We start from the raw sequence: 12929 nt of genomic DNA on the forward strand, positions 1-12929 counted from the left end.
CTACGGCAATGGATGATATTTCAGATTTGAGGTTATGGCATGAGCAGTTTAGCTAGCGGCAGGCAGCAGGAAGCTCAACGCATCGTTGACGCATTATCGATTGCTATAGCGCAGCACCGCCTCAGGCCCGGTACACGGTTGATTGAGGCCCAGATCGCCGAGGTGCTTTCTGCTAACCGTAACCACGTACAGGCAGCGTTACAGCGGCTGGCGCTGCAGCATATCGTCACTATCTCGCCGAATCGTGGTGTAAAGGTGTCACAGCCCTGCGCCAGAGAAGCGCGTGAGGTGTTTATTGCCAGGCGAGCGGTTGAGGATGCGGTGCTCGCTGGAATCAGCGCGGAGAAGCTGGCACGTTTCAGTGAGGAGATTGAAGCGCATCAGCTGGCGGAGCAGCAAGCGCTGGCCAGCGGCGACCGCCGCAATATCATTCGTGAACTGAGCGCATTTCACCTACTGCTGGCAAAAATCAGCGATAATCAGGTGCTGAGTAAAATACTGGCGAACCTGATGGTGCGCAGTTCTTTGATTGTCGCGCTTTATCAGCGCAATGGATACCCCGGCTGCCCAGTGCGATGAGCACTGCGCCGTGCTGGACGCGCTGCGGGCGGGGCAGGGCGATGCTGCCCGTTCGATTATGTGTGACCATTTGCATCATCTGGAACAGCAGCTGGATTTGATGGATTCGCCGGCAGAGTCATTGACGCTGCGCGATGCGCTGACCGGCAGCCAGCCATAAAAAAAAGCCCCCTGATTGCTCAGGGGGCTTTCTGGGTTATCTGGGCTTACTTCTTAATGCGGATAACCGGCGTTTCACCGACGGTCACGCTGCCGGTCAGTTTAGTCAGCTCTTTGATCTCATCCATGTTTGAGATGACCACTGGCGTCAGCGTTGATTTCGCTTTTTCTTCCAGTAAAGGCAGATCGAATTCGATGACCACGTCACCTTTCCTCACTTTCTGCCCTTCTTCAGCGATGCGCTTAAAGCCTTCGCCTTTCAGTTCTACCGTATCAATACCAAAGTGAACAAACAGCTCAATACCGCTGTCGGACTCGATGGAAAACGCATGATTGGTTTCGAAAATTTTACCGATGGTGCCATCAACGGGAGCCACCATTTTATTGCCAGAAGGTTTGATAGCGATACCGTCGCCAACAATTTTCTCTGCAAACACAACGTCCGGTACGTCTTCGATATTGACGATTTCACCAGACAGGGGGGCCACGATTTCAATCGCACCAGATGCAGAATCTGACTTATCGCCAAAAAGTTTTGAAAACAAACCCATGTTCTTCTCCTAAGCAGTAATATTGGGCCAGCTGTCTCCGGGCCTTAGCAGAGTGTCTTTTCTTCAATGAACTTGTTGACCAGGTTCATCAACTCGTCCGCTGTTGGTTGTGCCAGAGCCTGCTCTGCTAGCGCCTTCGCGTCTTCAAAATTCGTATTACGAATAATTTTTTTGATGCGTGGAATAGAAATAGAGCTCATGCTGAATTCATCCAGCCCCATTCCCAATAGCAGTAGTGTAGCACGTTCGTCGCCTGCCAGCTCACCGCACATACCGGTCCACTTGCCTTCTGCGTGAGAAGCATCAATAACCTGCTTGATCAGCGTCAGAACGGACGGAGACATCGGATTGTAGAGATGGGAGATCAGATCGTTACCACGATCAACAGCCAGAGTATACTGCGTCAGGTCGTTTGTCCCAATACTAAAGAAATCAACTTCTTTTGCCAGATGGTGCGCAATCACCGCCGACGCCGGGGTTTCCACCATGATACCCACTTCAATGCTCTCGTCGAAGGCTTTGTCTTCTTCACGCAGCTGGGCTTTCAGGGTTTCCAGTTCGGCCTTCAGGAAGCGTACTTCCTCAACGGAAATCACCATCGGGAACATGATGCGCAGTTTGCCAAATGCGGAAGCACGCAGGATGGCGCGCAGCTGCGCATGCAGAATTTCGGTACGGTCCATAGCAATACGGATCGCGCGCCAGCCGAGGAACGGGTTGTCCTCTTTTGGCAGGTTCATATACGGCAGATCTTTGTCGCCGCCGATGTCCATGGTACGCACAATCACCGCCTGCGCGCCTACGGCTTCGGCTACGGCTTTGTACGCGTGAAACTGCTCATCTTCGGACGGCAGTGATTCACGGTCCATAAACAGGAATTCGGTACGGTACAGGCCCACGCCTTCAGCACCGTTGCGCTCTGCACCGGCAACGTCACGCACGGTACCAATGTTGGCGCAGACTTCAACCTGATGGCCATCAAGCGTGATTGCCGGCAGGTCTTTCAGTTTAGCCAGTTCGTTCTTTTCAGAAGTGTACTGATGGGCAACCGCCTTCAGTTCATCAATCACATCGGCCGTTGGGTTAACGTAAACTTTGTTGTTTACGCCGTCCAGAATCACGTAGTCATCGTTTTGAATCTGGCTGGTCACATCACCGGTACCTACGATGGCCGGCAGCTCCAGAGAACGCGCCATGATAGAGGTGTGTGAGGTACGGCCACCGATGTCGGTAATAAAGCCCAGCACCTTGTTCAGGTTCAGCTGTGCAGTTTCAGACGGGGTCAGATCCTTGGCAATCAGCAGCACTTCTTCGTTGATCGCGCTTAAATCGACAATATGCAGACCCAGGATATTCTGCAGCAGGCGTTTGCCGATGTCGCGAACGTCAGCAGCACGTTCTTTCAGGTATTCATCGTCAAGCTCTTCCAGGGCTTTAGCCTGGCCTTCAATGACGGAAAAGGCAGCAGCATCCGCAGTCGCATGCTCGTCTTTAATCAGGGCGATGATTTCCTGCTCAAGTTCTTCATCTTCCAGCAACATAATGTGGCCTTCGAAGATCGCTTCTTTCTCTTCACCGAAGGTTTCCCCGGCTTTGATTTTGATCGCTTCCAGCTGCACGGCAGCTTTTTTACGACCATCAAGAAAACGCTGAACTTCCTGATCGCATTGATCGGCAGAAATCTTTTTCCGGTTGATGACAATTTCATCTTCTTTCAACAGAAGAGCTTTGCCGAAAGCGATACCCGGTGATGCTAAAATGCCTGAAATCATAACCCTACCTTTCCTGTCTCTGATAATCATCGAAAGCGATGAACCGCTGATGACTGCATCGGTTAATTCACCCAGCGAACCTGACGTTGTCTGTAGCCGATCTTGTCAGCTTTTGGCTATTTTACGAAAGCAATAACGCGGACGTGCTGTCCGCGATCAAGATACTTACAGTATATCCGCTGACTTTTATCCTGCCGCTGTGTGGCAGCTAAGTGCTGCGATGACCTTCAGCCAAAGTCTTACGCTGGATGATGGAAAAACGACCGTGATTACTCGAGCTCGGCCATCAGTTTAACCAGATGCTCAACCGCTTTCTGCTCGTCTTCGCCTTCAGCAGATAGGGTTACAACGGTACCCTGAGTCAGGCCCAGAGTCTGCAGCTTGAACAGGCTCTTAGCGCTGGCGGATTTGCCGTTAGAGGTCACGGTGATTTCAGAAGAGAATGCTTTCGCTTCTTTAACGAACTGAGCAGCAGGGCGGGTGTGGAGGCCGTTTGGTGCGGTGATGGTAACTTCTTGCTGGAACATTATATTTCCCCAACTTAATTTGGTTTGGTGTTGTTGGCCTAAAGTTCAGGCGAAAGCCGGAACCTTAGCCGGTATGAGTCGCGCTGGCCTGGTACAAAGACTCGCCAAAAAATGCGCTGATAAGGTGGAAGTCAGACTGAGAGAAAATCCGCGATTAACCTCTCGCTTTTCCACACTTCATTATGCCGCTATTTATCACAGTGCGCCAAACCAGTAAAACGATTCAGGTCACGCGGCGATTAATTTTACGGATCGAAATAATTGGCAGCTTAAATACCAGACACTGGAGGTTAAAAGCAATCTGCAGGATGGCAAAAGTTTGACGGACTCCACAAAAAAGCACCCAAATGGGCGCTTTTTTGAGCAAATCGTGGTGTCGGCGATTACTGTTGCAGCTCTTTTTCAGTGAACAGATCGGCGAACAGGGCGGTAGAGAGATAGCGCTCACCGGAAGACGGCAGGATCACCACAATATTCTTGTTGGCGAAGGCTTCATCTTCCTGCAGATTCAGCGCTGCGGCGACGGCTGCACCGGAAGAAATACCCGCCAGAATACCTTCGTCTTCCATCAGGCGACGTGCGGTAGAAATCGCTTCTTCGTTGGAGATAGCGACAACACGGTCAACCAGGTTCAGATCGAGGTTGCCCGGGATGAAACCGGCGCCGATACCCTGAATCTTGTGCGGGCCTGGCTTGATTTCGTCACCGGCCAGCGCCTGGGCGATAACCGGAGAGTCGGTTGGCTCAACCGCAACGGTAATCAGCTCTTTCTTGCCTTTGGTGTTCTTAATATAGCGGCTCACGCCGGTCAGCGTACCGCCGGTGCCCACGCCTGCGATAAACACATCGACTTCGCCATCGGTATCTTCCCAGATTTCCGGGCCGGTGGTTTTTTCGTGAATTTCCGGGTTGGCCGGGTTGCTGAATTGCTGCAGCAGCACGAACTTATCCGGGTTGCTGGCAACAATCTCTTCGGCTTTAGCAATCGCGCCTTTCATGCCTTTGGCGCCTTCGGTCAGTACCAGGTTTGCACCCAGCGCCTTCAGCAGCTTGCGGCGCTCCACGCTCATGGTTTCCGGCATGGTTAGCGTCAGCTTGTAACCGCGAGCAGCGGCCACATAGGCCAGAGCAATACCGGTATTGCCGCTGGTTGGTTCAACCAGTTCAATGCCAGGTTTAAGAATTCCGCGTTTTTCTGCGTCCCAAATCATATTGGCACCGATACGGCATTTGACGCTGAAGCTTGGGTTGCGTGACTCAACTTTCGCCAGAATGCGTCCATTACCGATGCGGTTCAGTCGAACCAGCGGCGTATGACCGATTGTTAACGAGTTGTCTTCATAGATCTTACTCATAGCCTGTCCTTAACTGTATGAAATATTGGGAACGGTCTAGAGCATACCGTGTTCAATTTATCAAGGAAGTGAAGAAATCGTATATATATATGTTCTGTCGAAATAAGCCCTGCCGAAACGGCATATAGATAAAACTAAGGCTGCACAGGGCGTATTGGCACCCTGTCGCAGCGAAAGTATCGGGCGGCTCTGGCTTAACGGCTCAGCCCAAGCGTAGCGCGGTAGCGGTCCACCCACATGGCGGTAGCACCGCATACGGCCACCGGCATGATCGCCAGATTCAGGATGGGGATCAGGGTGAACAAACTGACCAGCGCGCCGAATTGTAAATTATCTGTCTTATTCTGACGCAGTGCTGCACGCATCTGAGTAAAACTGACTTTGTGGTTATCGAAAGGATAGTCGCAGTACTGAATAGAAAGCATCCATGCGCTGAACAGGAACCACAGTACCGGGGCCACCGTCTGACCAAATCCGGGGATAAAATAGAGCAACAGCAGTACGATGGCGCGCGGTAAATAATAGGCCAGCTTCTGCCACTCGCGTTTCATTATGCGTGGAAAATCTTTTACAATTGCCGCCCAGCCGCTATCGGGCAGTGGCTGACCGGTGAGCCTGGCTTCCAGCTGCTCGGCCAGCAGGCCACAAAACGGTGCCGCAATCCAGTTAGCGATAGTGGAGAAAAAATAGCTAAAGACTAGAATAATGGAGAGAACGACCAGCGGCCAGAGCAGGTAGCTGAGCCACTGCAGCCAGCCGGGTACCATGGCCATCAGTTCGGGTATCCACTGGCCAAGACGTCCAAACAGCCAGATAAAGGCACCGCCCATCAGAAGGATATTGACCAGCAGCGGCAGGATGACAAAGCGGCGAATGCCGGGCAGGCGGATCAGCTGCCAGCCCCGGGAAAAATAATGGAGTCCGTTATGACCATTGTTGGAATTATTTAGTACCATATAATGCTTTATCTCCTATTCACATGCTGGTTTCGGCTATCATAACCCAGCTGTTTGCGCTTTCCAGGGCAAGATTGCGCGAAATTACAGCAAAAAAGCGTCCTCGACTCGGGATATTTGTCAGAAAATACTGCACAGACTTGCACTTGTGTACTTGGGCAAATACAGTTAGAGGATAAAGTTTGCCGCGGTGGCAAGGTATTGGAACAACAGAGAATACAATGATGCAGGATTTGCGTCTGATATTAATCGTTGTTGGCGCGGTCGCAATTATAGCGCTTTTACTGCACGGTTTGTGGACCAGCCGTAAAGAGCGTTCATCAGTTTTTCGCGACCGCCCGCACAAGCGTTTAAAGCAGGACAGAGAAGAAGCTTTCGAGGATGACGAAGAAGGTATGGATGACGTGCGTGCCACGCGCAGCCCTCCTGAACAGTCGGACCCTTCCTTCGGTGGATTCAATGCCGGGGATGAACCGCCGCGTCAGCCTAAACCTCGCCCGGAGCCGGTTCGTCACCAGCCTCCGGTCATTGAGGAACAGCCTGAACAGGACCCGTTGTTCGACGGCGACGTGAGCCATAGCGCACAGCCAGAGCCTTATCATGATGAGGTTCCGACACGTCGAGCCGAGCCCGTGCTGAACGCGGAACCCGTTGCCCGCGCTGAAGATCCGGAGGCAAAACCGGTTTCTGCCCCAGCACCCGAGCCGCAGCGGGCTGAACCAGTACAGCAGGCGCCTGCTCATACCGAGGCTCCGCGTGCAGCAGCACCGAAGGAAACCGTTCTGGTCCTGCACGTTTCGGCTCACGCCGGTGGCAGTATCAGCGGTGAAGCCCTGCTGCAGGGTGTGCTGCAGGCTGGTTTCCAGTTTGGCGAAATGAATATTTTCCATCGTCATCTGAACCCGGCGGGCAGCGGCCCGGTGTTGTTCAGCCTGGCGAACATGGTGAAGCCGGGTTCATTTAATCCGGATAACATGTCGGACTTTTCCACCCCTGGCGTCTCTATCTTTATGATGGTGCCGTCCTACGGCGATGCGAATCAGAACTTCAAGCTGATGCTGCAATCCGCGCAGCGCATCGCTGATGATGTGGGTGGCGTGGTACTGGACGATGAACGTCGTATGATGACGCCGCAGAAGCTGGAATCGTACAAAGGGCGCATCCGCGAAGTCGTCGAAGCCAACAGCCACTAAACGTTTTTCTAATCTCGCTTAACTAACCCCCGATTTCGGGGGTTTTTTATCTCTGATGGTGCCGCATATGCAATCCGTACAAGACAAACTTACCCATCTGAAAGCTCTGCTTCACCACCATGAATACCGGTATCACGTGCTGGATGCGCCGGAAATCCCGGATGCGGAGTATGATCGTCTGATGCGTGAGCTGCGCGAGCTGGAAACGGCTCACCCGGAGCTGATTACTTCCGATTCGCCGACCCAGCGGGTGGGAGCTACCCCGCTTGCGGCGTTTGAGCAGGTCCGCCATGAAGTCCCGATGCTGTCACTGGATAATGCGTTTGATGAAGAGAGCTACCTGGCGTTCAACAAGCGGGTACAGGATCGCCTGAAGAGCAGCGATGGCATCCTCTTCTGCTGCGAACTGAAGCTGGACGGTCTGGCGGTCAGCCTGCTGTATGAAGACGGTCTGCTGGTTCGCGCGGCCACCCGAGGCGACGGCACAACCGGTGAGAACATCACCTCCAACGTGCGCACCATTCATGCTATTCCGCTGCGCCTGAAGGGCGACAATATTCCGGCCAGAGTAGAAGTGCGCGGTGAAGTCTTTATGCCGCAGGCCGGTTTCGAAAAAATGAACGACGAAGCGCGTCGTACCGGCGGCAAAGTGTTTGCCAACCCGCGAAATGCGGCGGCAGGGTCGCTGCGCCAGCTGGACCCGCGTATCACCGCCAAACGCCCGCTGACCTTTTTCTGCTACGGCCTGGGGCTACTGGAAGGCGGTGACATGCCGCGCAGCCACATTGAGCGCCTGAAACAGTTTAAAGCCTGGGGATTACCGGTCAGCGATCGTGTGCGCCTGTGTCACAGCGCCGATGAAGTGCTGACCTTTTATCGTCAGGTTGAGGCCGATCGCCCGCAGCTGGGTTTTGATATCGACGGTGTGGTGATCAAGGTGGATTCGCTGGATCTGCAGGAGCAGCTCGGTTTCGTTGCCCGTGCGCCACGCTGGGCCGTGGCGTTTAAGTTCCCGGCGCAGGAGCAGATTACCACCGTACGTGACGTTGAGTTCCAGGTGGGGCGCACTGGCGCGATCACCCCGGTTGCCCGTCTGGAGCCGGTGCTGGTTGCCGGGGTGATGGTCAGCAATGCCACGCTACACAATGCCGATGAAATCGATCGTCTGGGGTTAAAGATTGGCGATCGCGTGGTGATCCGCCGTGCCGGAGATGTTATCCCCCAGGTCGTCGGCGTTGTGGAATCCGCTGGAGATGCGAGGGAAATAATATTCCCGACCCACTGTCCGGTTTGCGGCTCGGACGTTGAGCGCGTAGAGGGCGAAGTCGTGGCCCGCTGTACCGGTGGCCTGATCTGTGGCGCACAGCGTAAAGGTGCGTTAAAGCATTTTGTCTCCCGCCGGGCGATGGACATCGACGGCATGGGCGAGAAGATTATCGATCAACTGGTGGATAAAGAGTACGTACTTAATGCGGCCGATCTGTTCGATCTCACTGCCGGTAAACTCACCGGTCTGGATCGTATGGGGCCGAAATCGGCGCAGAATGTGGTTGATGCGCTGGCAAAAGCGAAGCAAACGACCTTCGCCCGCTTCCTCTACTCGCTGGGTATCAGCGAAGTGGGTGAGGCGACCGCCGCTAACCTTGCCGCGCATTTCGGCACGCTGGAGGCGCTGATGGCGGCCGATATCGACGCGCTGATTGCCGTACCGGACGTCGGTGAAGTGGTGGCCAGCCACGTGCGTAACTTTATGGATGAAGAAAGCAACCGTGAAGTTATCCGCCTGCTGGTTGAGAAAGCTGGCATTCACTGGCCGGAAGTGGTGGTGGTGAAGGCCGAAGAAATCGACAGTCCGTTTGCCGGTAAAACCGTGGTGCTGACCGGTTCATTAAGCGTGCTGTCACGCGACGACGCCAAAGATCGCCTAACGGCGCTGGGCGCGAAGGTGAGCGGCAGCGTGTCGAAGAAAACCGATCTGGTGATTGCCGGAGAGGCCGCAGGCTCTAAGCTGGCGAAGGCAACCGAGCTGGGCATCGCGGTGATCGATGAAGCGGAAATGATTCGTCTACTTGGTGAGTAATATGGAAAAGGAACAGCTGGTTGAAATTGCTAATACGGTGATGCCGTTTGGCAAGTACAAAGGGCGGGTGCTGATCGATCTGCCCGAGGAGTATTTGCTGTGGTTTGCCCGCAAGGATGAGTTTCCGCAGGGCAAGCTCGGCGAGCTGATGCAGATTACGCTGGCGATCAAGATTGAGGGGCTGGAAGGGCTGGTTAAGCCGCTAAAGCGGGGATAGCGGTTGGTGCTTGTTGCCTGCGGGCTATGAGATAGCCTGGCTGGCTGTTCCCCTGCCCACCATGTACCAGCCATTCAGCTCAAAGGCAGTATCGACCTGAAACCGAAGGAACCGCAAAGCGGCGCGAGGACCGCCCGGCAGCCGCAGAGGCTGTTCCCCAGCCCTCGATGCGCCAGCCATGCAGCAAAAAATAGCCGCTCCAAAATGAAGCGGCTATTTCAGCATTCCGACAGGTCGCAGGCTAAACGCCCATCCAACCAGACTACTTCTGCGACTCCACCAGCGTCTTACCCGTAGCCGACTGCGCTGCCAGCTTCTCGCCGGACTTTTTATAACGCTGCGCCAGCATTGAACACACCATCAGCTGCACCTGATGGAAAATCATCAGTGGCAGAACGATAATCCCCACCGCCGACGACGGGAACAGAATATTCGCCATTGGTACCCCGTTCGCCAGACTCTTCTTCGAACCGCAGAACAGAATGGTAATTTCATCCGCCCGGTTGAAGCCAAACAGACGCGCCGCAGCAAGGTTGATGACCAGAATCAGGAACAGCAGAACCAGGCTACCGACCACAATCCATAGCAGAGTGCTGACGCCAACACGCGTCCAGATGCCGTTTACCACCGCTTCACTAAAGGCGGAGTAAACCACCAGCAGAATCGATGCCTGATCGGTCTGACCGATAAGCTTACGGTTTCTTTCCACCCACGCACCAATCCAGCGGCGGGAAATATGCCCGACAATAAACGGCACCAGCAGCTGCAGCATAATCTTACCGATCTGCTCAAAATTCCCGGTGGCCGCATCGCTATTAACATTCATCAGCAGACCCACCAGTAGAGGCGAAATAAATACCCCCAGCAGACTGGATGCCGACGCGCTGCAAACCGCAGCGGCAACGTTGCCGCCTGCCAGCGAGGTCAGGGCAATCGCCGACTGTACGGTAGCAGGCAGAATGCACAGGTACATAAAGCCGGTGTAGATCTCGGTAGTGAGCGGCAGTGGATGCCACCAGACGAGCAGCATACCCAACGCCGGGAAGATGACGAAGGTACTGAACATCACCCACAGATGCAGCCGCCAGTGGCCGCCCCCGGCAATAATTTTCTCTTTCGAGAGTTTGGCGCCGTGCATAAAGAACAGCAGGGCAATTGCAGCAGTGGTCAGCCATTCAAAAAAATCAACGAAGTGGCCGCGTGCAGGAAGAAAAGAAGCCAACAGGACGGTGGCGATCAGTTTCAGCATCAGCGGATCGAGACGAAATTTACCCATTGTTAACGCCTTGTTATACAAACATGCGGCTATTGTGCGACGGGCGGGTTTAGAAATAAAATTGATTTATTAAATGAATATATGAGAAAAATCGATGAATTACACGTTGCGTCAGCTTCGGGTGTTTGTGGCGGTGGCCGGGCAGGGCAGTTTCAGCCTGGCAGGGCAGGCGATAGGCCTGAGTCAGTCAGCTGTCAGCCACAGTATTAAAGAGTTGGAAGGGGAAATGGGCATTCGTCTGCTCGACCGCACAACGCGTGAGGTCGTGCTGACGGAAGCCGGAGAACAGCTCGCCAGCAGGCTGGAACATCTGCTGGAGGAGTTAAACAATACTCTGCTGGATGTACGCAGTTACGGCCAGCAGCGCAGCGGTACGGTGCGCGTTGCCGCCAGCCAGACCATCTCAGCACATCTGATGCCCCAGTGCCTGGCTGCCGGGCAGGTGAACTATCCTGAAATCCGGGTGATGCTGCGCGATCGCCCGCAGCAGTGGGTGCTGCAAAGCATTCGTAATGCGGAGATGGATTTTGGAATTGTTATAGGACCGCTTCAGTCTGATGATCTGGAGTGCGAAGCCATTCTGGATGAGCCTTTTCTGCTGCTGTGCCGCATGGACGATCCGCTGGTACAGCAACAAACCATCCACTGGCATATGCTTAACCAGCGCACGTTGGTGCTACAGGATTATGCTTCAGGCAGTCGGGTACTGATTGATGGAGCGTTGCGCATGCAGCAGGTACAAGCTGATATTGCGCAGGAGATAGGCCATCCTGCCACGCTTTTTCCGATGGTAGAAGCAGGGATTGGCATTAGTATCCTACCCGCTTTGGCGCTTCCGTTACCGCAGGGACGACCGCTGCTGGTCAGGCGGATAGTGCCGGAAATTAACCGCACGATAATGCTGGTCCGGCGCAAAAACCGTTCGCTGACCCCCGCCGCAGAGGCGATCTGGCAGGTGGTGCGGCAGCAGGCTGAATTGTTGAACCAGCAGCGCGCGTCAGCACCGCCTTTTTAGACCGAAATGTCTGGTATGCGAATGGCCACCACAGAATTAATGCGAACGGGACAAGCTGGGAAGGGGGCATTCTCAGCTCACTTATTACTAATCATTAATGTTTTTAAGATGTTAATTATCCCTGCATGCTGAAAGGATTTAGGTGAATTTTATTTCGGATGGTATAATCATCACCTGTAACTTTACTCAGGGGGAGAATAATGCAGAGATTAACAGGACGTACCGCACTGATTACCGGTGCTGGTTCCGGTATAGGACAGGCTACCGTTCATCGTTTTTTACGCGAGGGCGCGCGCGTTATCGCCGCTGATATTGCACCTGAAGGTTTAGAGAAAACCGCACGCTGCGCTCACGAAGCGGGACTGGCTGGCCAGCTCACCACCGTTGAGGTTGATATTTCTCAGGAAGTTTCCGTCCAGAAGAGCCTGGGCACTGCGATCAAGGCGGCGGGTGGGTTGCAGATATTAGTGAATGCCGCAGGCATTCTTCGCTCATGCCATACCCATCAGATGACGCTGGATTTCTGGAATCGTATGCTGGCAGTGAATCTGACCGGGACTTTTCTGGTCACCCGTGAGGCGCTGCCGGCGCTGCTGGATAATCGCACCAGCGTCATTGTTAACTTCAGCTCTACCTCAGCCAGCTTTGCTCATCCTTATATGGCAGCCTATGCGGCGACTAAAGGGGGCATCCAGTCCTTTACGCATACCCTGGCATCGGAATATGCCAAACAGGGGCTGCGTGCGGTTGCAGTTGCACCGGGCAGTATCGCTTCTGGCATGACGAACGATCCCGGTATTCCATCTGATGCAGATATGTCCTTGTTCAGCAAAATGATGCCCGCTATCGGTCAGGGTTTTGCTTCACCGGATTCCGTCGCGGGGGTTATTGCGATGTTTGCGTCTGATGATGGGGAGTTTATTACCGGTACTGAACTGCGCATCGATGGCGGTACGCATATGTAATCGTGCCGGTTCAGGCTGGGAAATGGTTCAAATCCCGCCCGAATCGCGCATAGCAAAAAGGCGCCTTTAGGGCGCCTTTTTACATTGGTGGGTCGTGCAGGATGACTTCGCTCTGCGGGCTGCTGCTATCGCAACGTTGTCTCGCTTTCGCTCGACTCAAACCTTTTTCGGTTCTCATCCTTCACGATTTATATCGTGCATCACCTGAAGTGATGGTGGGTCGTGCAGGATTCGAACCTGCGACCAATTGATTAAAAGTCAACTGCTCTACCAACTGAGCTAAC

General features: G+C 53.9%; 13 protein-coding genes and 1 other RNA gene. 7 read left to right on the forward strand and 7 right to left on the reverse strand.

The features are described 5' to 3' along the window. Window positions 1-39: 39 nt before the first annotated feature. Window positions 40-579, forward strand: coding sequence for a GntR family transcriptional regulator (locus tag AC07U6_RS10235; RefSeq protein WP_494763368.1), 540 nt, complete (start codon window positions 40-42; stop codon window positions 577-579). Continuing rightward, window positions 551-739, forward strand: a complete 189-nt coding sequence (locus AC07U6_RS10240; RefSeq protein ID WP_494763367.1) for an FCD domain-containing protein — start codon at window positions 551-553, stop codon at window positions 737-739. The genes AC07U6_RS10235 and AC07U6_RS10240 overlap by 29 nt, the downstream gene beginning before the upstream one ends. Before the next feature lie 46 nt (window positions 740-785). Here AC07U6_RS10240 and crr read toward each other — a convergent pair whose 3' ends face one another. From crr to cysZ, 5 genes are all read right to left on the reverse strand, one after another. Then, window positions 786-1289, reverse strand: a complete 504-nt coding sequence (gene crr, locus AC07U6_RS10245; protein ID WP_494763366.1) for a PTS glucose transporter subunit IIA — start codon at window positions 1287-1289, stop codon at window positions 786-788. A gap of 44 nt (window positions 1290-1333) precedes the next feature. Next, entirely contained in the window at window positions 1334-3061 is a 1728-nt protein-coding gene (ptsI, locus tag AC07U6_RS10250) for a phosphoenolpyruvate-protein phosphotransferase PtsI (protein WP_494763365.1), read from the reverse strand. Between the two features lie 269 nt (window positions 3062-3330). Further along, window positions 3331-3588 (reverse strand): phosphocarrier protein Hpr, encoded by a 258-nt coding sequence (gene ptsH, locus AC07U6_RS10255; protein WP_048915267.1) that lies wholly within the window; start codon window positions 3586-3588, stop codon window positions 3331-3333. 383 nt (window positions 3589-3971) lie between these two features. After that, window positions 3972-4943 carry a cysteine synthase A gene (gene cysK / locus AC07U6_RS10260; protein ID WP_494763364.1) on the reverse strand — a complete coding sequence of 324 codons (972 nt, stop codon included), beginning with the start codon at window positions 4941-4943 and terminating at the stop codon, window positions 3972-3974. A 194-nt stretch (window positions 4944-5137) separates the two neighbouring features. Further along, a complete protein-coding gene (gene cysZ, locus AC07U6_RS10265) occupies window positions 5138-5899 on the reverse strand; it encodes a sulfate transporter CysZ (protein WP_494763363.1) in 762 nt (253 codons plus the stop codon). 221 nt (window positions 5900-6120) lie between these two features. Here cysZ and zipA point away from each other — a divergent pair, with 221 nt between their 5' ends. The 3 genes from zipA to AC07U6_RS10280 all read left to right on the forward strand — a co-directional run bounded on the left by zipA (window position 6121) and on the right by AC07U6_RS10280 (window position 9389). Continuing rightward, window positions 6121-7092 carry a cell division protein ZipA gene (gene zipA / locus AC07U6_RS10270; protein WP_494763362.1) on the forward strand — a complete coding sequence of 324 codons (972 nt, stop codon included), beginning with the start codon at window positions 6121-6123 and terminating at the stop codon, window positions 7090-7092. A 67-nt stretch (window positions 7093-7159) separates the two neighbouring features. Further along, entirely contained in the window at window positions 7160-9172 is a 2013-nt protein-coding gene (gene ligA, locus AC07U6_RS10275; protein WP_494763361.1) for an NAD-dependent DNA ligase LigA, read from the forward strand. A 1-nt stretch (window position 9173) separates the two neighbouring features. Beyond that, on the forward strand, window positions 9174-9389 hold the full coding sequence (locus AC07U6_RS10280; protein ID WP_314423126.1) for a DUF3820 family protein: 216 nt from the start codon (window positions 9174-9176) through the stop codon (window positions 9387-9389). A gap of 262 nt (window positions 9390-9651) precedes the next feature. Here the strand turns inward: AC07U6_RS10280 and AC07U6_RS10285 are convergent, their stop codons facing one another. Then, window positions 9652-10665 (reverse strand): bile acid:sodium symporter family protein, encoded by a 1014-nt coding sequence (locus tag AC07U6_RS10285; protein ID WP_494763360.1) that lies wholly within the window; start codon window positions 10663-10665, stop codon window positions 9652-9654. Between the two features lie 94 nt (window positions 10666-10759). On the opposite strand from AC07U6_RS10285, the gene AC07U6_RS10290 reads away from it, so the two are divergent. Both AC07U6_RS10290 and AC07U6_RS10295 read left to right on the forward strand, forming a co-directional pair. Beyond that, window positions 10760-11680, forward strand: a complete 921-nt coding sequence (locus AC07U6_RS10290; protein ID WP_494763359.1) for a LysR family transcriptional regulator — start codon at window positions 10760-10762, stop codon at window positions 11678-11680. Between the two features lie 200 nt (window positions 11681-11880). After that, a complete protein-coding gene (locus AC07U6_RS10295) occupies window positions 11881-12645 on the forward strand; it encodes an SDR family NAD(P)-dependent oxidoreductase (protein ID WP_494763358.1) in 765 nt (254 codons plus the stop codon). Between the two features lie 85 nt (window positions 12646-12730). Here the strand turns inward: AC07U6_RS10295 and AC07U6_RS10300 are convergent. Then, a non-coding RNA gene (locus AC07U6_RS10300) (RtT sRNA) lies at window positions 12731-12844 on the reverse strand. Window positions 12845-12929: the final 85 nt, after the last annotated feature.

This window comes from Erwinia sp. GW821-FHT03D09, assembly GCF_059420805.1.

What these genes read in the sequence shown, in the direction of transcription:
- crr (WP_494763366.1), bottom strand. Translation starts at nt 1,289, where the DNA reads ATGGGTTTGTTTTCAAAACTTTTTGGCGATAAGTCAGATTCTGCATCT.
- AC07U6_RS10240 (WP_494763367.1), top strand. Translation starts at nt 551, where the DNA reads ATGGATACCCCGGCTGCCCAGTGCGATGAGCACTGCGCCGTGCTGGAC.
- cysK (WP_494763364.1), bottom strand. Translation starts at nt 4,943, where the DNA reads ATGAGTAAGATCTATGAAGACAACTCGTTAACAATCGGTCATACGCCG.
- AC07U6_RS10235 (WP_494763368.1), top strand. Translation starts at nt 40, where the DNA reads ATGAGCAGTTTAGCTAGCGGCAGGCAGCAGGAAGCTCAACGCATCGTT.
- ptsI (WP_494763365.1), bottom strand. Translation starts at nt 3,061, where the DNA reads ATGATTTCAGGCATTTTAGCATCACCGGGTATCGCTTTCGGCAAAGCT.
- ptsH (WP_048915267.1), bottom strand. Translation starts at nt 3,588, where the DNA reads ATGTTCCAGCAAGAAGTTACCATCACCGCACCAAACGGCCTCCACACC.
- cysZ (WP_494763363.1), bottom strand. Translation starts at nt 5,899, where the DNA reads ATGGTACTAAATAATTCCAACAATGGTCATAACGGACTCCATTATTTT.
- AC07U6_RS10295 (WP_494763358.1), top strand. Translation starts at nt 11,881, where the DNA reads ATGCAGAGATTAACAGGACGTACCGCACTGATTACCGGTGCTGGTTCC.
- ligA (WP_494763361.1), top strand. Translation starts at nt 7,160, where the DNA reads ATGCAATCCGTACAAGACAAACTTACCCATCTGAAAGCTCTGCTTCAC.
- AC07U6_RS10290 (WP_494763359.1), top strand. Translation starts at nt 10,760, where the DNA reads ATGAATTACACGTTGCGTCAGCTTCGGGTGTTTGTGGCGGTGGCCGGG.
- AC07U6_RS10285 (WP_494763360.1), bottom strand. Translation starts at nt 10,665, where the DNA reads ATGGGTAAATTTCGTCTCGATCCGCTGATGCTGAAACTGATCGCCACC.
- AC07U6_RS10280 (WP_314423126.1), top strand. Translation starts at nt 9,174, where the DNA reads ATGGAAAAGGAACAGCTGGTTGAAATTGCTAATACGGTGATGCCGTTT.
- zipA (WP_494763362.1), top strand. Translation starts at nt 6,121, where the DNA reads ATGATGCAGGATTTGCGTCTGATATTAATCGTTGTTGGCGCGGTCGCA.